Here is a 20,642-nt window from a genome sequence, read left to right as displayed (position 1 = left end):
CCCGAACGCCAATTCTGATTGCAGGACGACAAGCTTATAGTCGCCCCCGGACCTCACGCAAAGCGTTTTGATATCAGGGAGCACACATGACTCAGCAGCAGAACATCCGCATCGCATTGGTGGGCGATTACGACCCGAGCGTGCCGGCGCATCAGGCGATTCCGGTGGCGCTGGACAGGGTGGCGAGCGAAACCGGGCTCAGCGTGCAGGCGACGTGGGTGCCGACGACGGATGTTCGGGATGGCGCGAGCCTGCAGGCGTTCCATGGCATCTGGTGCGTGCCGGCCAGCCCTTACCGCGACATGGACGGCGCGCTGACGGCAATTCGCTTCGCCCGGGAGCGGCAGGTGCCTTTTCTCGGGACGTGCGGCGGCTTTCAGCATGCGTTGCTGGAGTACGCGCGCAATTGTCTGGGCTGGGCCGATGCCGAGCACGCCGAGACGGCGCCGGAATCGGAAAACGCAATCATCACACCCTTGAGCTGTTCGCTGGTCGAGGCCTTTGCGCCGATTCGTCTGCGGCCGGGTTCGCGGATTGCCGCTGCATACGACGGGCTGGAAACCCAGGAGCGGTACCGCTGCCGCTACGGTTTGCGCAAGGAGCTGGAAGCGGAGGTTTTTGCCGGCCCGCTGAAGGCGTCGGGCTATGACGAAGACGACGAGGTGCGCGCGATGGAACTCGACGGCCATCCGTTTTTCGTCGCCACGTTGTTTCAACCGGAACGCGCCGCGCTGGAGGGCAGCACCCCGCCGCTGGTGAAGGCGTTTGTGATGGCCTGCGCGGCGGAGTTGATTTGACATGGTGATGGCAGACACCTTTGGCGCGCCGTATTACGCCGTAATTTTCACCTCGGTGCGCACTGAACTCGAAGCCCAGGAATATGACGACGCGGCCCGGCGGATGCTTGAACTCGTTCGCCAGCAGCCGGGGTTCCTCGGCGTGGAATCGGCACGCGGCGGCGATGGGCTGGGGATCACGGTGTCTTACTGGGCGAACGAAGCCGCGATCCTGGCCTGGAAGGAGCATCCGGAACACCGGGAAATCCGCGAGCGCGGCCGCTCGACCTGGTATCGGCAATGCACCACGCGGGTTTCCAGGGTGGAGCGGGAATACAGCTTCGGACGTTGATACTCGATCAAGCCCATTTCGAGGTGGTTATGCCACCGCCGAGGAATGTCGGTCGTACACAAAATCCGTAATTGGATGGACTCGCCCAAGCCGAGGCGTCAATGCGCCACGGTGGCAGTCTAAACAGCCAACGACAGCGAGGGCGAGTCCATGAAAAAGCATACGACGGTTAATCAGTCTCTGTCTTCATCCGATCTCCCGGCATGCACCACCGTGGCGATTGATCTTGCCAAGCGGGTCTTTCAGATCGCTGGCGAAGATGCCTTGGGCCAGGTGCTTTATGAGGAGCGGATCAAGTCACGAGAAGCCTTCTACGCATTTTTGTGCAAGCTCGAACCGCACGTTGTCGTTCTCATGGAAACCGGCCCGGGCGCTCAAGCCTGGGCGCGGCAGCTGCAAGATCAGGGCAATCTGGCACGCATACTTCCAGCCGGGCGCGTTGCTGATCATCGCAGCGGCGCCAAGAATGATCGCAACGATGCGCTCGCAATACTGCGCGCGGGCCGCGACAGCAGAATTTCGGCGGTGCCCATCAAAAGTGCCGCAGAGTTGGCCATGCAGGCATTGCACCGTATTCGCCAAGGTTACGTGCGTCGGCGCACAGCAGTGGGCAACCAGATGCGCGGTTTGCTGCTCGAGCACGGCGTCGCCATGGCGCAAGGCGAGGTGGCGATCAGCCAGAAAGTACCTCGGGTACTGGAAGACGCTACCCAGCCGTTGCCGGAGATGTTGCGCGAACTGATCGACGAGTTGCTGGGCGAATGGCGCCATTTGGGCGAGCGAGTCAGTGTATTGACCGGGCGTCTGGAGGTGGCTGCCAAACAGGACAAGACTGCCGTGCGGCTGATGACCATACGCGGTGTCGGGCCGATCATTGCCACCGCGATAGTGGCCAAGCAAACCCGTCCAGAGCGATTTGCTGACGCCCGCATGTTTGCGGCCTACTTCGGCCTGGTGCCCGATCAGAACAGCTCAGGAGAACAGGTTCGCCTGGGCAGAATGAGCAAGCGTGGTGATGGGTACATCCGCAGCCTGGCGATACAGGGTGCTCATGCGGTGTTGAGGCAGCTGCGGCATGACTCAGACCAGCCGGATGACCGCCGGCTGTTGCACTGGCTGAACCGTCTGGGCAGCAAAGAAGCCGCTGTGAGGCTGGCGAACCGCAACCTGCGCATCATCTGGTCACTTTTACAGAATGATCAGACTTACTGTCGTGAACCGGCCAAAAGGCAGGAGGCGGCGATGAGTCACTGATCCAAAGCGTTCTGCCACCGGGGCGCAAAAGCGCTCCTGCCCCTGCTAGAAAACATTGACCCCAGGTAAGACCGTCGCGGATTGATGCCTTGGCTCCTACTGGCCCTTGAGGCCTAACTGTAATAGGCATACCGCGAGCTCAACCAATGTTGGCCAGAAGCCCAAAGCGGCTTCCTCGAACAGGCCTTATACATAGATGCAACCGGGTGGCGGTGTTTAAAAGCGGGTAGACAGTGGAGGCGAGTCCATACATAGGAGCCGGCTTGCTGGCGAACGCGGTTAACCCGTGGCATGTCCAGCGACTGACACGACGCCTTCGCGGGCAAGCGCGCTCCTACAGGGGGGGGCGGCGTCTGAGGAATGTCGGTCGTACACAAAATCCGTAGGAGCCGGCTTGCTGGCGAACGCGATTAACCCGTGGCATGTCCAGCGACTTACACGACGCCTTCGCGGGCAAGCGCGCTCCTACAGGGGGGCGGCGTCTGAGGAATGTCGGTCGTACACAAAATCCGTAGGAGCCGGCTTGCTGGCGAACGCGATTAACCCGTGGCATGTCCAGCGACTGACACGGCGCCTTCGCGGGCAGGCGCGCTGCTACAGGGGGGGGCGGCGTCTGAGGGATGTTGGTTGTACACAAAATCCGTAGGAGCCGGCTTGCTGGCGAACGCGTTTAACCGTGACATCTCCGGCGACTGACACGACGCTTTCGCGGGCAAGCGCGCTCCTACAGGGTTTGCGACGGCTGAGGAATAGTGGCCTGCAGCGGGAAGCGCGGGGAGGCTGTCCTCCGCGCACCTGGATTTCCGACTCGGTCAGGGCATGACCGGCGGGATGTACGCCAGCGTTGTGCCCAACACCCACAACAGGAACAACACCAGCGGCGTATGCACCAGCAGTTGCACGAACGAGAAGCCGATCAAATCCCGCGCCTTCAGGCCCAGTACGCCCAGCAGCGGCAGCATGTAGAAGGGGTTGATCAGGTTTGGCAGCGCTTCGGCGGCGTTGTAGATCTGCACCGCCCAGCCGAGGTGGTATTTGAGGTCGTTGGCGACCTGCATCACGTACGGGGCTTCGATGATCCATTTGCCGCCGCCGGACGGAATGAAGAACCCGAGAATCGCCGAGTACACGCCCATCAGCAGCGCATAGGTGTCGTGGGACGCGATGCTGGTGAAGAAGGTCGAGATGTGGTGCGCGACGGTTTGCGCATCGCCGCCCTTGACCGTGGTCAGCAGCGCGGCGATCGAGCCGTACAACGGAAACTGAATCAACACGCCGGTGGTGGTCGGCACGGCGCGAGCCACGGCATCAAGGAAACTGCGCGGACGCCAGTGCAGCAACGCGCCGACCATGATGAACAGGAAGTTGTAGGTGTTCAGGCCGGAAATCGCGGTGATTGCGGGCTTGGTGCTGAACTCGTTGTACAACCAGCCGGACGCCAGCGCGACCATCAGAATAATCAGCAGCGGGCTGTATTCCAGCCACTCGCCAGGCCGGGTGCGCGGCGGCAGCGGCGGCAGGCTGAAGCTTGGATCGATGCCGCACTCCTTCGCATCGCGGGCGTTGGCCGGACCGGGCGCCGTGGCGTAGGCAACGATGATCGAGACCACCACCAACGCCAGCAGCATCACGCCGGACTGCCAGAGGAAGATCGTCTGGGTGAAAGGAATCACCCCGGTGATCGCCAGGATCGACGGCGGCAGGCTGGCCGGGTTGGCTTGCAACTGCGCGGCGGACGACGACAGGCCCAGCGCCCACACCGCGCCCAGACCCAGATAAGCCGCGGCACCGGCGGCGCGGTAGTCCATTTTCAGATCGGTACGACGGGCGAGGGCACGCACCAGCAGGCCGCCGAAGACCAGCGACAATCCCCAGTTGAGCAAGGAGGCCACCATGCTGATCAGCGCGACCCAGGCCACGGCCGAACGGCCGTTTTTCGGGATGCGCGCCAGGCGGTCGATCAGCTTGACCGCCGGCGGCGAACTGGCGACGACGTACCCGCCGATGACCACGAAGGCCATTTGCATAGTGAAGGGGATCAGGCTCCAGAAGCCGTCACCGAAGGCTTTGGCGGTGTCGGCGGGCTTGGCGCCAATGACCAGCGTGGCGAGGGTGACGATGACCACGGCCAGGGCGGCGAACACCCAGGAATCCGGGAACCAGCGTTCCGCCCATTTGGCGCAACGCAGGGCAAAGCGGGCGGAGCGGCTTTCTTCGATGTCGGCGGCCACGTGTATTACCTCTTGGAGTTATTGTTCAGGTTTTTTGGACAGCGGTTTCAACTGTTGGCGGTGACGCGAAAAAAGCACCGGCTCAGATGCAGCAAAGCCCCTTCATCGCTGAAGGGGCAGGGCGGTCTGACCAACGGTGCGGGTGTGCGGAAGCTCAGGGTGTTGCCGAAACATGGAGCACGACGCGGATCCTGCAGGAGCGCGCTTGCCCGCGAAAGGGGTGTTCAGACACTGCGTGGGTGTCTGGCCATCTGCGGTTCGCGGGCAAGCGCGCTCCTACAAGTACCGCGCCATCGCCGTTAAAACGTCATTTCCACCACGTCATCCGGCACGATCAGTTTGCCGGCGGTCTTGGCGATAATTTCATCGACCGTCACGCCCGGTGCCGTTTCACGCAGCACGAAGGCGCCGTTTTCGATCTCCAGGTAAGCGAGGTCGGTCAGCACTTTCTTGATGCACCCGGCACCGGTCAGCGGCAGGCTGCAGCGCGACAGCAACTTGGATTCGCCGTCCTTGGACGCGTGGGTCATGGTGACGATGATGTTCTCGGCGCCGGCCACCAGGTCCATCGCGCCACCCATGCCCTTGACCAGCTTGCCGGGGATCATCCACGAAGCGATGTTGCCTTCGACGTCCACTTCGAACGCGCCGAGCACGGTCAGGTCGACGTGGCCGCCACGGATCATGGCGAAGGACTCGGCCGACGAGAAAATCGACGCGCCCTTGCGCGCGGTCACGGTCTGTTTGCCGGCGTTGATCATGTCGGCATCGATGGTTTCTTCGGTAGGAAACGGGCCCATGCCCAGCAGGCCGTTCTCCGATTGCAGCATCACGTCGATGCCGTCCGGGACGTAGTTGGCGACCAGGGTCGGGATGCCGATGCCCAGGTTCACGTAGAAGCCGTCTTGCAGTTCGCGCGCAACGCGCTGTGCCATTTGTTCGCGGGAGAGTGCCATGGTCTTGGGTCTCTTTTATTCTGTCCGGCCTGCGGGAACCCCAGCACCGGAAATACATAGGGGGAAATCGGTTCGAGTACGACGCTGACGTCAGGCTTTTCTGACGGTTCGCTGCTCGATGCGCTTCTCGAACGTGCCCAGGATCACGCGATCGACATAGATGCCGGGGGTGTGGATTTCGGTGGGCAGCAGCACGCCGGGTTCGACGATTTCTTCGACTTCCACCACGGTGATCCTGCCGGCAGTGGCCACCACGGGATTGAAGTTCTGCGCGGTGTGACGGTAGACCACGTTGCCGAAGTGGTCGGCTTTCCAGCCTTTGACGATGGCGAAGTCACCGGTGATGGCTTCTTCCAGAATCACATTGCGGCCGTTGAACTGGCGGGTTTCCTTGCCCTCTGCGACGGGGGTGCCGTAGCCGGTGGCGGTATAGAAGGCGGGAATGCCGGCACCGCCTGCGCGCATTTTTTCGGCCAGGGTGCCTTGGGGGGTCAGCTCGACTTCCAGCTCGCCGCTGAGCAACTGGCGCTCGAACAGGGCGTTTTCACCGACGTAGGACGCGACCATTTTGCGGATCTGCCGGTCTTCCAGGAGGATGCCGAGGCCAAAGCCGTCGACGCCGCAGTTATTGGAAACGACTGTCAGGCCTTTCACGCCCATGCGTTTGATTTCAGCGATGAGGTTTTCGGGGATGCCGCACAGTCCGAAGCCGCCGGACAGCACGGTCATGTTGTCGGTGAGCCCGGCGAGGGCTTCAGCGTAGGTTGCCACGCGTTTATCGAGTCCAGCCATGGTGAGATCCCGCCTTATTTGTAGTTGTGTCCGACAATCTAAGCATCGGAGAGCGTTGGCCGCATCTTCTCTCGCAGGCACTGATTTGTTAATTTTGTTTTTTTGATCAATTGATAAGTAATCCAAATATATGAACGTGAAACAGCTTCGGGCGTTTCTGGCGGTGGCGCAGTGCTTGAGTTTCGCCCAGGCGGGGGAGCGGCTGCATGTGTCGCAACCGGCGTTGAGCCTGACCATCAAGGCGCTGGAGGAAGACCTGGGCGGGCAATTGCTGACCCGCACCACGCGCAGCGTCAGCCTGACCCCCGAGGGCGAGGCCTTGCTGCCGCTGGCCCGACAGTTGCTCGCCGACTGGGACAACACCGAAGAACTCCTGCGTCAGCGGTTCACCTTGCAAATGGGCAAGGTCTCGGTGGCCGCCATGCCGTCCTACGCGGGCAATCTGCTGCCGATCGCGCTGAAGGTGTTTCGCGAGCGCTACCCGCGGGTGAACGTGGCGGTGCACGACGTGATCAACGAGCAGGTGGTGGAAATGGTCGGGCATCGGCGCGTGGAGCTGGGCATTGGCTTCGAGCCCGAGGCGGGCAATAACCTGATCTTCACGCCGTTTTACATGGATCGTTTTGTCGCCGTGGTGCCGAAGGATTCGCCACTGGCCGCACGCCGCGAAGTGAGTTGGGACGAACTGCTGCGCCACGACTTCATCACCCTGCAGCGCCCGTCCGCCGTGCGCTTGTTGCTGGAGCAGGACCTGCAGAGCCAGCACGGCAAACTGTCGGTGGCGTTCGAAAGCCATCAGCTGTCGACGGTGGGCCGCATGGTCGCCAACGGCCTGGGCGTGAGCGCGGTGCCGTCGCTGTGCATCGCGCAGATGGAAGAACTCGGCGCCCGCTGCATTGCCCTGGAAGGCCCGCGCATCGAGCGTCGTATTGGGTTGATGACTCAGGCGGACCACCAATTGTCGGCGGCTGCCCAAGGGCTGCGCGAGGTGCTGATCGAATGTGCGCGGGGGCAAATCGGCCAGATCCTGTGAAAATTTAACTGCGACGCAATGCCGCATCCGGTATCGTTTGGCCGGTTGAAACAAATTGTTTCAAACCATCCTGAGATAAAAACCGAACGAGAAGGGGTTCCGCGTTGGATCTGTCGTCTGCTGCCTGGGTGTTTCATGACACTCGCCTGATCATCTGCTGCCTGATCGCCATTGCCACCATCATCGTGCTGATCAGCGCAACCAAGCTCCCGCCGTTTCTGTCGATTCTGGTAGGCACATTCATCGCAGGGATAGGCGCGGGATTGCCAGCGGAGGCAGTGGCGAAGGCGTTCAGCAAGGGCGCGGGCGGGATTCTCGGTGAAGCCGGGATCATCATAGCCCTCGGTGCCATGCTCGGTGCACTGATGGCTGAATCGGGCGCGGCGGATCGCATTGCGTCGACGCTGCTGGGGCTGGGCAAGGGCAAGATGCTGCCGTGGGTCATGGCCCTGGTGGCGATGGTCATCGGCCTGCCGCTGTTCTTCGAAGTGGGCCTGGTGATGATGGTGCCGATCATCTTTGTCATGGCGCGGCAGTCGAATCAGCCGCTGTTGAAAATCGCCATTCCGGCGTTGGCCGGCATGACCACCTTGCACGCGCTGATGCCGCCGCACCCGGGGCCACTGATTGCCGTCAGCGCGTTGCACGCCGACCTCGGCCTGACCATGTTGCTGGGGTTTTGCGTGGCGGTGCCGGCGGTGATTCTGGCCGGTCCGCTGTACGGCAACTGGCTGTCAAAGCGCATGCACATTGAGGAACCGGCGGAGCTGGGCGAGCTGTTCTCGGCCAAACCCAGCGCCACGCGCCAGCCGAGTTTCGGCATTTCGTTGCTGATCATTCTGCTGCCGGTGATTCTGATGCTCGGCAGCACCCTGGCGAAAATCGCCATGGAACCGGAAAGCAACATCGCGCTGACGCTGAAATTCCTGGGTGAACCGCTGGTGGCGTTGGGCATTGCGGTGCTGGCGGCGACGGTGTGTCTGGGCTGGGCCAACGGCATCTCCCGCGAACAAGTGGGGGGCACGCTGCGTAAAAGCCTGGCGCCGATTGCCGTGTTGCTGTTGACCATTGGTGCCGGCGGCGGCTTGAAGCAAACGCTGCTGGACGCCGGTGTCAGCCAGACCATCAGCAAAGTGGCCGAAGGCGCACACATGCCGTACCTGCTGCTGGCGTGGTTGATTGCCGTCGCGCTGCGTCAGGCCACCGGTTCGGCCACCGTTGCAACGACCACCACGGCGGGCATTCTTGCACCGATGATGGCCGGGCTGGCGCCAGTGGAAGCGTCATTGGTGGCACTGGTGATCGGGGCGGGTTCGGTGTTCTTCTGCCACGTCAACGACGCGGGATTCTGGATGGTCCGCGAATACTTCGGCCTGCAGTTGAAGCAAACCATCTGGGTCTGGTCGGTACTGCAGACGATTGTCTCGGTGGTGGGGCTGATCGGCACGTCGCTGCTGTGGCATTTCCTGGTCTGACCACTCCCCAGAACAAACGCTGAAGCCTTAGTGGGCGTGAGCAGCCATTATGGAATGGTGTTTGCCCCAAAATTGATGACGGTCATGCTGGCTTCTTCCCGGCTGAAGCCGGTCCCACTGAATGCTCCGTGCGCACCCTGTGGGACCGGCTTCAGCCGGGAAGCTTTTGATCTTGACCTTCGAATGCAAAAAGCCCAGTCACCGCTAAACGCGACTTGGGTGCAGGCTGAGCGCAGGCCTCGCGCAGTGGGCCGAGCCGCATGGATGCGGCGAGAGCGCCGTCAGGGCATGGATGCCCGTTCGGCGCGGGCCCACGGAGCGAGACCGGAGTGAAGGAACCCGACGAAGTCGGGCCCAACCGAGAGCAAGCACCCTTGGTTACTTGGGGTGCTTTTCCAAGTAACTCGCCGAAGGCGAAACACGAGGCCGTTAGGCCGACGCTCTCTACACCTAGATAGATCGCCGAACACCCAATTGCGCGCCAAACCCGATAGCCACTATCAAGACGACTGATTTCTGCTGGAAAGGCCCGGCGCGTAGCCTTGGCTTCATTCCAGAAACGAGCCGAATGGAGGCTCCCAATGAACCGTCTTCTTGTCCTCTCCCTGTTATTCTCCGCCTCCGTTCTTGCCGGTTGTGCCGCTGGCAATCATCCCGAGCTGCGCCCTTACAGCGCTGAAGAAACCCACCAGCTGGCCCTCGAAGACCTCAATCGTCGCGGCTTGTCCTACGACGAATTCCAGGCCCGCAAGGCGCAACTGATGGAGCAGCCACAACTGCAACGCGCCCACGAGTTTGATAACCGTGGCGAATACAACGCCGACGTCAGCGTTGCTTCGAAAGCACGTCAGGGTTGAGCCGGAAAACTTACAACGCCAGTTTCAAATGCCCGCCCGCTTCCTTGTGACGCGCATGGGTCCGGTGTTGAAGACCCAGTAAAAAGTGATCCAGACCGTCATGCAGTCGCTGGGTCAGCAGTTCATCCAGCTCACCGCCCAACGGGTTCTCGCCGTAGCTGATCTGGCTGTCGATGGCGAACACCCCGTGCAGCACTTCCTGGCATTTCAGCGCCGACAGCACCGGTTTCAGCGCGTAATCCACCGCCAGCATGTGCGCAATGCTCCCACCCGTGGCGATCGGCAAGACCACTTTGCCGTGCAGTGAACGCTCCGGCAGCAGGTCGAGCAGCGTCTTCAACGCCCCCGAAAACGACGCCTTGTATACCGGCGTGCCGATCAGCAAACCGTCCGCTTTAGCCACTGCTTCGATGAAAGCCACCACTTGGGGGCTGTCGAACCGGGCGTAGAGCAAGTCTTCGGCGTTGAAATCCTGAATGCGCACACCGTTCACCTCCACGCCACGGTCCTTGAGCCAATGGGCCGCATGCTGCAACACCACGCCCGAGCGCGACCGGGTGGAAGGGCTACCTGAAATCGAAACTACCAACATGTGTTGTTTCCTTGGGGTCAGTCACCCGAGGTGCCAGGCACCGAGCAGGCCGCGATCAACGCGAAAATAATGGGCGTGAAGACCCTCTGCCGGTACTAAAGCAGCATGCGTGCCAGCGCTCGCCATGGGCTGCCGCCCCCGTAAATCCAGCGAATACGCACCGTTGCAACTCCCCAGGTGTTGATTCACACCCTCCCATCTGTTGATTCACTGTTGCCCACGCAACACCTGCCCTTATCAAATCCAGCCCAAAAAAAATCCCCGCAGTCGGACCACTGCGAGGATTTCCCTGTTGCTCTGCTGTCAGCTTGAAGCTTCAAACTTGCCGCTTGAAGCTGCCTGCCCCATCAATTCCTGAACATCGCACCCGTCTGGATGATGTTGTTCGAACCCAGCAACTGGCTCACGTAACGGCTCCAGCGGGTGATGTTGGCCGGGCCGACAAACACCACGTCCTGGGCCGCCAGCTCGAAGCCTTTGGCCAGCGCATAACTGGTCGGCTTCTTCGCTGCCAAGTGATAAACCGTTGCGCCGTGGGTGGCGTCCTGTGCACGAATCACATACACCGCATCGCCATCGGCTGCGTCAGGGCTCAGGCCGCCAGAGGTGCCGAGCGCTTCCAGCAAGGTCACGCTGGTGGTGCTGAACGAGATCACCTGCGGGCGCTGAACTTCGCCCAGCACGTAAATCTTGTTTTTCGAGTTGCTGTTGAGGTGCAGGTAGTCGCCGTCTTTCAGGAAAATCTTGCTGATCTGCGAATCCTTGCGGTTCAGCGAGTCAACGTCGATCACGTAATCCTTGCCGTCGCGACGCAGGGTCAGGCCGGCAAGGTTGGCGTCGGTCGAATCAAGACCGGCCTGGCTGATGGCCTGAACCAGGCTCAGCGGAATGTTGGTGATCGGTTGCGGGCCAGCCGATTTGAAGGCACCCGAGAGCAGGACGCGCTGGCTGTTGTAACGCAGCACTTTGACGTCGACTTTCACTTCGGTGTACTGCGGCGCCAGGCCCATGCGCAGCTGGTCGCGGATCTGCGAAACGGTCTTGCCGGCGGCCTGAATACGGCCCACGTACGGGAAGAACACGGTGCCGTCGTTCAGCACTTCGCGGCTGTTGGCATCCAGTTGTTCCTGGGAGCCCGGCGCGGTCAGTTCAGGGTGTTCGAACACGGTCACCAGCAAGGCGTCGCCCGGGCCGACGATGTATTCAGGCGTCTTGTAGTTCAGCAGTTCCGGGGGCAGCGGTTTGGCCGCTGCGTCCGCCGTTTTCTGCTGCTGGGCAAGGGTGGCGGGGGTGATGTTGATCAGCGTGACCTTGGGACCGTCGGGGTCTTGGTCGGTGACATCGCTGTAAGACATGTACTGACCGGGGGCGAATGCGCAGCCTTGCAACACCAGACTGGAAAGCAGCACGACCGCTAACGTTACTTTCATATGAATGTTCCTTCTAATCCTAATAGGTGCGTACTGGCACCGCAGTGATTTCTTTGCATCCCTTACTTACACCGAACATCGGATCACATTCGCTCATGCACCCGTGCACCTCCTGCCGAGCTTACTAGCCCTTGGCCATGTTTGTTGTGTTAGGCAGATTTTCTTTTAAAAGGCGTTCTTGTTGACGAAGCCTTTGAAGAGCGTCAGGAGGATGATTTTCAAGTCCAGCCAGACCGACCAGTGCTCGATGTACTGCAGGTCGAATTCAACGCGTTTCTGCATCTTGTCCAGCGTGTCGGTCTCGCCGCGCCAGCCGTTGATCTGTGCCCAGCCGGTGATGCCCGGCTTGACCTTGTGCCGCAGCATGTAGCCCGACACCTGCTTGCGGTACTGCTCGTTGTGCGCCACGGCGTGGGGGCGCGGACCGACGATGGACATTTCGCCGCGCAGCACATTGAAGAACTGCGGCAGCTCGTCCAGCGAGGTACGCCGCAGGAACGCGCCCAGCGGCGTGATGCGGCTGTCGTTGCGCGTGGCCTGGGTCACCACGGTGCCGTTCTCCTGCACGCTCATGCTGCGGAATTTCCAGACCATTATCGGCCGCCCGTCCAGGCCATAACGGCGTTGACGGAACAGCACCGGGCCGGGGGAGGTGAACTTGATCGCCAGGGCGATCAGCATCAGCGGCAGGGCAATCATGGTCAGGATGATGCTCGACAGCACGATGTCTTCCAGACGCTTGACCACGCTCCAGGCGCCGTCCATGGGCGAGTCGAAAATGCTGATGCTCGGCAGGCCGTTGATGCTTTCGCTGCGGGCGTGCAGCAGCTCGAACATGAACACATCCGGGATCACGTAGACCGACGCGGTGGTGTCGCTCAAGCCTTTGATCAGTGCCTGCAACCGTTCTTGTGCGCCGAGTTCGAGGGTGATGTACACCTTGTCGATCTTGCCGTCGCGGGCGTCCCGGATCAGTTCATCCAGATCGCCCAGCACCGGAATGCGTCGGCCGATGCGTGCCAGGTCGATCTGCTGCGGCGCTTCGTCATAGAAGCCGAGCAGGTTCAGGCCCATCCACGGTGCGCGTTCGATGGACATCGCCAGGCGTTCGCCGCAATGGCCGGTACCAACAATCGCCACGCGCCGGGTGTTGAAGCCCTGGGCACGCAAGGTGTGCAGCACGCTGCGAATCGCCAGACGATAACCACACAGCGCCAACAGCACGGCGGCAAACCAGGCCATCTGGCTGTTGTCCGCCAGATGGTCGGGCTGCAACAGCAGGTAATCGACGAACAGCAGCAGCACGAAGGCCAGGCCCCAGTAATTGGCGACCTTCAGCAGCTCGCGCAAAATCCGCTCGCCACGCCACGAGCCATACAGCTGGTGGTATTCGGCCAGCCAGTGAAAAGCCACCGCCGCCAGCAGAATCTGCATCCAGGCTTCGCTGCTCATCGGCGTGCCGGTGAGCAGGTTGACGCCGTAACCGCCGACCGCGATGACCGCCAGATCGAGCAACCGGTGAGCGACGGACAGCGACGATGAATGGGCATGCAGGATGCCCCTTAATGGTGTGCGCATATTCTTGGCTCGCTCAGACGGATTTGATCGGAACAACGCGGGCGGAGAGGTCGCTGCTGACCAGCGTCGGCGCGATCTGGACCGGCCGGGTGTGCGCAGGCTGGCGGCTTTGACGGGCAGCCGTCAGACGGGTCTCGACGAACTGGCGCATTTCCAGTTCGAAGCGGGCTTCGCTGAAGCGCTCGGCATTGGTCCGGCAGGCTTGTGCGGTGATGCGTGAACCGTTGATCTCGAACGTCTCGATGGCGGCCATCAGCGACGCCACGCTCTGCTCCGGGTAGAGCACGCCGGTGGGCTGTGGATGATCCAGGCCGCAGACCGTTTCCACCACGCCGCCCTTGGCGAACGCGATGACCGGCGTGCCGCAGGCCTGGGCCTCCACCGGGCTGATGCCGAAATCCTCTTCGGCGGCAAACACGAATGCCTTGGCGTTGCTCATGTGTTCCTGCAGCACCGCGAACGGCTGATAACCCAGCAGCGTGACGTTCGGCGCGTGGGCAGCAGCGGCCTTGGCCTTTTCCATTTCCGGACCGTCGCCGATCACCACCAGGCGCTTGTTCGGCATCGCCGCGAAGGCGTCGATGATCATTGGCATGCGCTTGTACGGAACCATGCGCGAAGCGGTGAAGTAGTAATCCTGCTTCTGTTCCTGCAGCGCGAAACCGCGGGTGTCCACGGGTGGGTAGATCACCGTGGATTCGCGACGGTAGGCCTTGGTGATGCGCGCGCCGATGAAGTGCGAGTTGGCGATGAAGTCATCGACGCCCGCAGCCGTGCGCTGATCCCACATGCGCATGTAGTGCAGGATCATCCGCGCCACTTTGCCTTTCAGGCCGGTGCTCAGGTTTGCCTCTTTGAGGTACTGATGCTGCAGGTCCCAGGCGTAGCGGATCGGCGAATGCACGTAGCTGACGTGCAACTGGTCCGGCCCGCACAGCACGCCCTTGGCCACGGCGTGGCTGCTGCTGATGATCAGGTCGTAACCGGACAGGTCCAGCTGCTCGATGGCCATCGGCATCAGCGGCAGGTAGCGCTGGTATTTGGTCTTGGCCTTGGGCAGGCGCTGGATGAACGTGGTTGTCGCGACCTTGCCGCCCAATTGGGCGCGGTCCTGGTCGCTGAGGAAATCGATGACGGAGAACAGATCCGCCTCGGGCCAGATATTGATCAGCGATGCCAAAACCCTTTCGGCACCGGCGTACGTCACCAACCAGTCGTGGACGATTGCAATTTTCATTGGAATTCTCTGCTTTAACGGCTGAAGGACGCCCGGCACGTCGAGCGAAGCTCGCGAGGGCAGTCCCACAACCTTTCCATGTTCGCAGGCGCTAAATCAGACGCTCACAGGCTGCGTCTTGGCGTTGCGGTTATTGAGGCGTTTTCCGAGCTGGATGAAAGGGTGTTCGATGTAGCGAAAGCACAGATGGGCGGCGCCCAGGGTCAGCACCGTCGCGACCAGCGCCACCAGCAGGCCCGGTGCCTCGGTGCCGCGCAGCAGGAATTCGCTGAGCATGCCCATCGACGGGTGCAGCAGGTACAGCGAGTAACTCACTGCGCCCAGCCAGACCAGCGCCGGGTGGTTCAGGCGCACGCTGCGGGTCAGCAGCACGAAGCTGACGATGGCCACGGCGTAGGTGAAGCAGTAACGGCCCCAGGTTTCGCCGGTGCCCATGTCCTTGCTGTAGGCCATGATCAGCGTCGGCGGCAACAGCACGGCGAAGGCCACGAACAGCATCTTCAGGTTCCGCGTCAGCGCCGCGCTGTGCTCGGCCAGCAACCACTGGCGCCAGACCGAGCCGAAGAACATCAGCGACAACGCCAGGGGCAGCGCCACCGGCAGTTTGTGTTCGGTCAGCGCGCGGGCAATGCCCATCGCCAGCGCGGCGAGCAGAAACACCAGGGAACAGCGCGCCCTAAAGGCCAGGTCGTAGAGCTTGCCGGCGATGAACAACGCCAGGCACAGCCCGTAGAACACCAGTTCGATGAACAGCGTCCAGTACAGACCGACGACGTCGTCGAAGCCCAGTGCCGCCTGCACCATCGTCAGGTTGGCGACGATCTGCGGCCAGGACGGCAGCGGCGCGCCGGTCAACTGAAGCATCAGCACAAACAGCACCAGTGACAGCCAGTAGGCCGGGTACAAGCGCATGAAGCGTGAGATCAGGAAGCGTCGGGCGCCGTCAGGCACCGGCTTCAGGCTGTAGGGAATCACGACGCCGCTGATCATGAAAAACCACAGCACCCCCAGCTTGCCGGGGTCGATCAGGTAATCCAGCACCCAGACGTGACCGATGACCGGTGCGTACAAATGGGTGAAGACCACCATCAAGGCGGCGATGCCGCGCAACGCGTCGAGATAGGCAAGGCGTTTCATGGCAGTGCCTCAGTTGCTGGAAGATTCGCGACCCAGGGCGTCACTGCCCTGGCTGCTGCGCCGGTCTCTGGCCGGACTCAGCAGCGCGTCGATGCGTTGGGAAACCTGCCGTGCCGACTCTTCCCAGGAAAACCGCGCGACGTTGTTCAGCCCCCGTCGGCGCAGGGACAGGCGTAGCGGCATGTCCGTCAGAATGCGTTCCATGGCGGCGGCCATGTGGTCAATGTCCAGCGGGTCGAAATACAGCGCGCTGGCCTGCAGCACTTCAGGAATCGACGCCGCATTCGCCGCCAGCACCGGGCAACCGCACGCCTGAGCTTCCAGGGGCGGAATACCGAAGCCTTCGTACAGCGACGGAAATACAAAGGCCGTTGCGCCCTGGTACTGGCTGATCAGTTCTTCATCGCTCAGGCGCCCCAGAAAACGGATCCGCGGGTCACGACTGGCCAGGCGCTGCAGGTTGTCGTCGCTGAAGATGCCGCTGGCGCCACCGACGATGCGCAGTTGCAGATCATCGTGGCCGCGCAGCAGCAGGAACGCCTGAATCATCCGGCTGAAATTCTTGTGGGCGCTGGGCGAAGACACCGCCAGCAGGTAGTCCTGTTGCTCTTTGAGGGGAGGGCCCGGTTGAAACGCACCGCTCACCGCATTGGGCACCACGAAGATTTTCTTTTCCGGGAATGTGTAGAACTGCGAAATCTCTCCCTTGGAGAAGGCGCTCACCGTCAGCAGCGATTTGATCCGCGACAGCATGATCGGCGTCATGGTCCGGTAGAGCAGACGGAACGTGCGCGTGTAGCTTTCCGGGTGACGCACATAGGTGACGTCGTGGTGGGTCGCGATCTGGTTGCGGTAAAACAGCGGTGCGGTGCTGCACAGGGAAATCAGCAGCGGGTTACCCTGACGGCGCAGGTACAGCGGCAGGTCCAGTTGTTCCCACAGGTGGCCGGTGTGGCTGCCGATGCATTGCACATCGAGAGCTTTGGCGCTCTCGTGCATCTGAATGCCGTGGGGCGCCACAAACACCACGTCGTCGCGCAGTTGTTTGAGGGCCAGGCAGATCTGTTCGGCGAAGCGCTGAACGCCGCGCAATTCCTGAGTCAGAAAACGTGCATTGATCACAATCATTGTGGTCGACCTGTAAAAGAGATAAAGGGGTCGTGCGCAGAAGCCGTCAGCGCGCTCAGTTAAGAGCCGTCAGCGCCCTGGATGAAGGGGCGCCCGGAAGGCGGGCCGGAATAAAAAAGGCAGAACTCAGGGCAAGGCAAACAGTGCAGGGCGTGTGCCCAGGCTTATTATTTTCGGGAAGTCATCGATCGGCACTTGCGCCGAGCAACGCCCGTCGTTGCAGTTCCACGGGATGCCGCTGTCGACCAGCCCGCTTTGCGGCTGGCGGGTGTCGATGTACTGCACGTTGCCGCGCAGCACGCTGCTGGCGTCGACCTTGATCGATCGCGGCAGCCCGGCGGTCCAGGCGACCATGATCTGCTCCGAACCCTTGGCGAACCGCAGCAGGTATTGCGAGTCGATTTCGCGACTCTTTTCAGCGTCGTAACGGAATTGATGCAGCGTCGGGCTGATGGCCTTCAGCGTCAGGTAGGCCTGCTTGACGCTCAGGTCCTGATCGAGCAGGCCGAAGTTCTGCTCCGGATCAGTACGGTCGGGCCCGTCGTTGAGCAGGCCGTTCCACCACATGCCTTTGATGTTGGGCATCGTCTGCGCCAGAAAGAAACTACGCGCCAGGAATGCCGCCTGGGTCTTCTCATCACCGCCGCAACGCCCCTCGTTGCTGGGCCAGCCCATTTCGGTGAGGTACAGCGGCACCGGGCCTTTGTTGCGATTCTTGTCTTTCAGGTCCTCGCTGATCCGCCGCAGCCAGGCAATCCAGTTTTCCGGGGTGTTGCGCTCATCCGAACGGCAATACACATAGGGATGAAGCGACAGCCCGTCGACATGGTTGAGCACCCCCGACTCCACCAGCCGATCGGCAAACCCCAGGTCCATGCCCTGACTGGTCACGGCGCCGGCCAGAATCACCATCGGCCGCTGATTGGCGCGAATGCGCTGGGCGGTTTGTTCGATGAGGACGCTGTAGTCCCTGGCGAATACCGGGTCGACCGGGTTTTCCTTGTCCCACTCGTTCCAGATTTCGTAGAAGTCCACGCTGTCGGTGAGCTGGCGGGTGACGAAGCTGGCGTAGTTGCCGTAAGCGTCGCGCACCGAGGGTTTCCGCGGTTTGGCGTAGTTCTCGTAAAACGGGTTGCCGTAGCCCAGCACCAGCAACGGTCGCAGGCTGTGTTCCTGGGCGGCGCTCAGGAACGACTGCCATGAAGGCTCGATCTTCAACAACCCTCGTCGGGGCTCGGCGCTGGACCAGTAGGCATCGTCGCGCACCGAGTCGACACCCGCCGCTTTCAGCAGCTGCAACGCGCGGGCTGAGGTGCCGGGTTTGTTCATCAAGTGCGTGTCGACGCCGATGATGAACGCTTCGTCAGCCCGCGCGATGCAACTGATCAATAAACCCAGCAACAGGACCGCCGCGGGTCGTCGTAGCCGGGTCAGGTAAGGGATGAGCATGGCTTGTCTCAATGAAGAGGCACGGTCCGGAGCGCTTGCTCAGGTAGGTCTCGGGCCGTCGGCGGTAAGGTCGGCATCGCGTACGGGCATGCCGCTGTGGTCAAACCGGGTGGGGCAGTGTGTGCCGGTTGCGCCGGGCAACGTCGTCCAGCAGCGTCTGGGCAAAAATGCTTTGGTAACTGTCGAGCATCAACTCCAGGTTCAGTAATGACGCCACGCTGACCCGCGCCTGACCGCTCAGACGTGCCAGCAATTCCGGGTTCTGGTGCAAACGCAACATCGCCTGGCCCAGTGAGTCGGGATCCTGCGGGTCGCACAGCAAACCGTTGAGCGGGTCCTGAATGATCTCCGGCAAACCGCCCATGCGGCTGGCGATCACCGGCACCGAGTGGGCGCAGGCTTCGACGGCGACCATGCCGAACGGCTCGTTCCACAGCGAAGGCACCACGGCAACGTCGATCTGGCGGTAGAACGCTTCAGGGTTCTGGTACCCGACAAAACTGATCTTCGACGACGTCGCCAGCGCCTTGAACGTGGCCTCGTCATCATTCTGGCCACGGCCGGCGATCTGCAGGGTGGCGTCGAAGGGCAGTCGCTGAAATTGCTCGATCAGCCAGGCCACGCCTTTCTGATGGGACAGCGTGCCCATGTAGCCGAAGCGCAACGGTGCTTTCTTCGCCAGGAGGTCCGCTTGCCGCCGCTGATGGGGCGAGGCGGTCGGCGGCGTGAACGGGCTGGCGTTGTGCACGACGTACGGGCTGGCCGCGCTGAAATAACCGCGCAGCTGCAGCTTCTCAAGAATGAAGCGGCTGACCCCGACCACTGCCGCGACTTGCGCCGAGCGCGCGTCGTGGCCCTTGCGAAAGGTCTGGCAACTGCCGCATTGCTGCTGGCAGCACTGGCCGCGTTTGAACATGTTGCTGCTCGGGCACATCAGGTACATGTCATGCAGCACCTGCACGATCGGCAGCTTTGCAGCGGTGATCTCGTCCCAGACCGACACCGACCAGCCGGCCAGGTTGTGGCAGACCACCAGTTGCGGCTGCTCGTTGCCGATGACCTGTTTCACGTAGCTGCGCATCGCGCCGTTGTAGCGGTCGCGCAGGTGCCAGCCCAGGCGCGCCAGGCGGCCAGGCCGTTGTGCACCGAAATGCCAGTAGAAGTTACGCAGGCCGGCGCGGTAGACCTTGACGCCGTTCACCGCTTCAACGCTCAAGCCCGCGTCGGGACCGGTCACCAGCACGCTGACTTCACAGCCGCGCTGCTGCAGGCCTTCGACGGTACGCTGAAGAATGATTTCCGCGCCGCCTCCAATGTGAGGGGCATACAGGCTGCTGATGAACAGTATTTTCATAATGGATACGACTGATTCAGGCCCAGTACCCCGGACTCACCGTCACGGATGGCTTGTTCGATCAGGCCAAGGCGCTCCTCGGCACCGCGTCGCTTGGCGATCAGCCGCAGCAGCCGGAAGAACACCCAGCGGTTGAGGCCGTACAGCAGCGACGAATTGGCCCAGATGTTTTTGTCGAACCAGGCCTGGTTGCGCGCGCCGTAGTAGGCCCGCAAGTCCGAGCCGCCCAGCAGGAAGCTCTCGTAAATGTTGTTGGTGCGCGCCTTGATGTTCCACGAGCTTTCCAGGTCGTCGAGCAAGGCATCCGGCACCAGGAAGATCCGGCCGCCGCCTGCCGTGATGCGCCAGGTGTATTCGCTGTCGTCGGCGTACAGCATCAACGCGTCCAGTGGCAGGCCGATACGGCGATACAGATTGCGGTGGGCGAGCAGGCCGCCGTACGTGGCGAACGGCAACTGCACCATTGGCAGTTTGCTGTGCGGGCTTTGCGGCGCGCCCCACGGCAGCCGGCGCCAGATCTTGTACGGCAGCTGCGCGATGTGAAAACCGAAGAAACTCGAGCGGCGCTGGATGGCGAAGCGGTTCGGCACGCCGGCGGCGATGTCCGCCTGATGGGTCGGACGAAAGCCCAGCACGGCGGCCTTGTCTTCGCCGTCGATGCGCTTACGTTCTTCGAGCACCTGATGCAGCGTGGCGATGGCGTTGATGGTCGGCGCGTTGTCGTCGTCCATCAGCCAGATGTGCTCGGCACCGGCGTCCAGTGCGGCCTGAATCCCCACCGAATAGCCCCGCGCGGAACCGGTGTTCTCATGCATGTAGATCACGCTGACCTGATTCGGCCAGGTGCGGCGAAGGGTGTCCAGCGGCGCGGTGGATGCGTTGCTGACGATGATCACGCGATCGATCAGCGGGCTCTCCAGCGAACGGCTGACCAGCGTGTGCAGGTAGTTGAAACGGTCACCATAGGTGAGCGTCACCAGCGTGGTTTTCTGGGTCATGGCGAGTTCCGGG

The 20,642-nt window shown here is 61.9% G+C and carries 18 protein-coding genes; 6 read left to right on the top strand and 12 right to left on the bottom strand.

The window, feature by feature from the left end:
* The first annotated feature begins 86 nt into the window (after positions 1-86).
* From ACQKEN_RS18745 to ACQKEN_RS18735, 3 genes are all read left to right on the top strand, one after another.
* The gene (locus ACQKEN_RS18745) at positions 87-797 is read left to right on the top strand and encodes a CTP synthase C-terminal region-related (seleno)protein (protein ID WP_427687793.1); all 711 of its coding nucleotides are present in this window, start codon (positions 87-89) and stop codon (positions 795-797) included.
* 1 nt (position 798) lies between these two features.
* A complete protein-coding gene (locus tag ACQKEN_RS18740; protein WP_427687791.1) occupies positions 799-1,128 on the top strand; it encodes an antibiotic biosynthesis monooxygenase family protein in 330 nt (109 codons plus the stop codon).
* Positions 1,129-1,278: 150 nt separating this feature from the next.
* Positions 1,279-2,382, top strand: a complete 1,104-nt coding sequence (locus ACQKEN_RS18735; protein ID WP_427687789.1) for an IS110 family transposase — start codon at positions 1,279-1,281, stop codon at positions 2,380-2,382.
* Positions 2,383-3,194: 812 nt separating this feature from the next.
* Here the strand turns inward: ACQKEN_RS18735 and ACQKEN_RS18730 are convergent.
* The 3 genes from ACQKEN_RS18730 to ACQKEN_RS18720 form a co-directional block, all read right to left on the bottom strand.
* A complete protein-coding gene (locus ACQKEN_RS18730) occupies positions 3,195-4,613 on the bottom strand; it encodes a short-chain fatty acid transporter (RefSeq protein ID WP_346625330.1) in 1,419 nt (472 codons plus the stop codon).
* Positions 4,614-4,912: 299 nt separating this feature from the next.
* Positions 4,913-5,569: a CoA transferase subunit B gene (locus ACQKEN_RS18725; protein ID WP_074892416.1), complete on the bottom strand. Its 657-nt coding sequence runs from the start codon at positions 5,567-5,569 to the stop codon at positions 4,913-4,915.
* Between the two features lie 90 nt (positions 5,570-5,659).
* Positions 5,660-6,361 (bottom strand): CoA transferase subunit A, encoded by a 702-nt coding sequence (locus ACQKEN_RS18720; RefSeq protein ID WP_423574951.1) that lies wholly within the window; start codon positions 6,359-6,361, stop codon positions 5,660-5,662.
* Positions 6,362-6,491: 130 nt separating this feature from the next.
* Here ACQKEN_RS18720 and ACQKEN_RS18715 point away from each other — a divergent pair, with 130 nt between their 5' ends.
* The 3 genes from ACQKEN_RS18715 (at position 6,492) to ACQKEN_RS18705 (ending at position 9,726) form a co-directional block, all read left to right on the top strand.
* On the top strand, positions 6,492-7,394 hold the full coding sequence (locus tag ACQKEN_RS18715; protein WP_427687786.1) for a LysR family transcriptional regulator: 903 nt from the start codon (positions 6,492-6,494) through the stop codon (positions 7,392-7,394).
* 104 nt (positions 7,395-7,498) lie between these two features.
* Positions 7,499-8,869, top strand: coding sequence for a gluconate:H+ symporter (locus ACQKEN_RS18710; protein WP_427687785.1), 1,371 nt, complete (start codon positions 7,499-7,501; stop codon positions 8,867-8,869).
* A gap of 581 nt (positions 8,870-9,450) precedes the next feature.
* Complete coding sequence (locus ACQKEN_RS18705; protein ID WP_427687783.1) at positions 9,451-9,726, top strand: hypothetical protein; 276 nt, start codon at positions 9,451-9,453, stop codon at positions 9,724-9,726.
* Between the two features lie 10 nt (positions 9,727-9,736).
* Here the strand turns inward: ACQKEN_RS18705 and ssuE are convergent, their stop codons facing one another.
* From ssuE to ACQKEN_RS18660, 9 genes are all read right to left on the bottom strand, one after another.
* The gene (ssuE, locus tag ACQKEN_RS18700) at positions 9,737-10,318 is read right to left on the bottom strand and encodes an NADPH-dependent FMN reductase (protein ID WP_427687781.1); all 582 of its coding nucleotides are present in this window, start codon (positions 10,316-10,318) and stop codon (positions 9,737-9,739) included.
* A 347-nt stretch (positions 10,319-10,665) separates the two neighbouring features.
* Positions 10,666-11,748, bottom strand: coding sequence for a polysaccharide biosynthesis/export family protein (locus ACQKEN_RS18695; protein ID WP_427687779.1), 1,083 nt, complete (start codon positions 11,746-11,748; stop codon positions 10,666-10,668).
* 165 nt (positions 11,749-11,913) lie between these two features.
* Positions 11,914-13,326, bottom strand: a complete 1,413-nt coding sequence (locus ACQKEN_RS18690; RefSeq protein WP_427687777.1) for an undecaprenyl-phosphate glucose phosphotransferase — start codon at positions 13,324-13,326, stop codon at positions 11,914-11,916.
* Between the two features lie 13 nt (positions 13,327-13,339).
* Positions 13,340-14,563 carry a glycosyltransferase family 4 protein gene (locus ACQKEN_RS18685; protein ID WP_427687775.1) on the bottom strand — a complete coding sequence of 408 codons (1,224 nt, stop codon included), beginning with the start codon at positions 14,561-14,563 and terminating at the stop codon, positions 13,340-13,342.
* A gap of 96 nt (positions 14,564-14,659) precedes the next feature.
* The gene (locus tag ACQKEN_RS18680) at positions 14,660-15,700 is read right to left on the bottom strand and encodes an acyltransferase family protein (protein WP_427687774.1); all 1,041 of its coding nucleotides are present in this window, start codon (positions 15,698-15,700) and stop codon (positions 14,660-14,662) included.
* 9 nt (positions 15,701-15,709) lie between these two features.
* Positions 15,710-16,828, bottom strand: coding sequence for a glycosyltransferase family 4 protein (locus ACQKEN_RS18675; protein ID WP_427687772.1), 1,119 nt, complete (start codon positions 16,826-16,828; stop codon positions 15,710-15,712).
* Positions 16,829-16,954: 126 nt separating this feature from the next.
* Positions 16,955-18,277, bottom strand: coding sequence for a hypothetical protein (locus ACQKEN_RS18670; protein WP_427687770.1), 1,323 nt, complete (start codon positions 18,275-18,277; stop codon positions 16,955-16,957).
* A 100-nt stretch (positions 18,278-18,377) separates the two neighbouring features.
* On the bottom strand, positions 18,378-19,631 hold the full coding sequence (locus ACQKEN_RS18665; protein ID WP_427687768.1) for a glycosyltransferase family 4 protein: 1,254 nt from the start codon (positions 19,629-19,631) through the stop codon (positions 18,378-18,380).
* On the bottom strand, positions 19,628-20,629 hold the full coding sequence (locus tag ACQKEN_RS18660; protein ID WP_133776473.1) for a glycosyltransferase: 1,002 nt from the start codon (positions 20,627-20,629) through the stop codon (positions 19,628-19,630). Before ACQKEN_RS18660 ends, ACQKEN_RS18665 begins: the two co-directional genes overlap by 4 nt.
* Positions 20,630-20,642 lie beyond the last annotated feature (13 nt).

Origin of the sequence: Pseudomonas sp. NPDC078416 (genome assembly GCF_050268485.1) — a bacterium.
Taxonomy (GTDB): domain Bacteria; phylum Pseudomonadota; class Gammaproteobacteria; order Pseudomonadales; family Pseudomonadaceae; genus Aquipseudomonas.
This window is presented reverse-complemented; position numbering and strand designations above follow the sequence as displayed.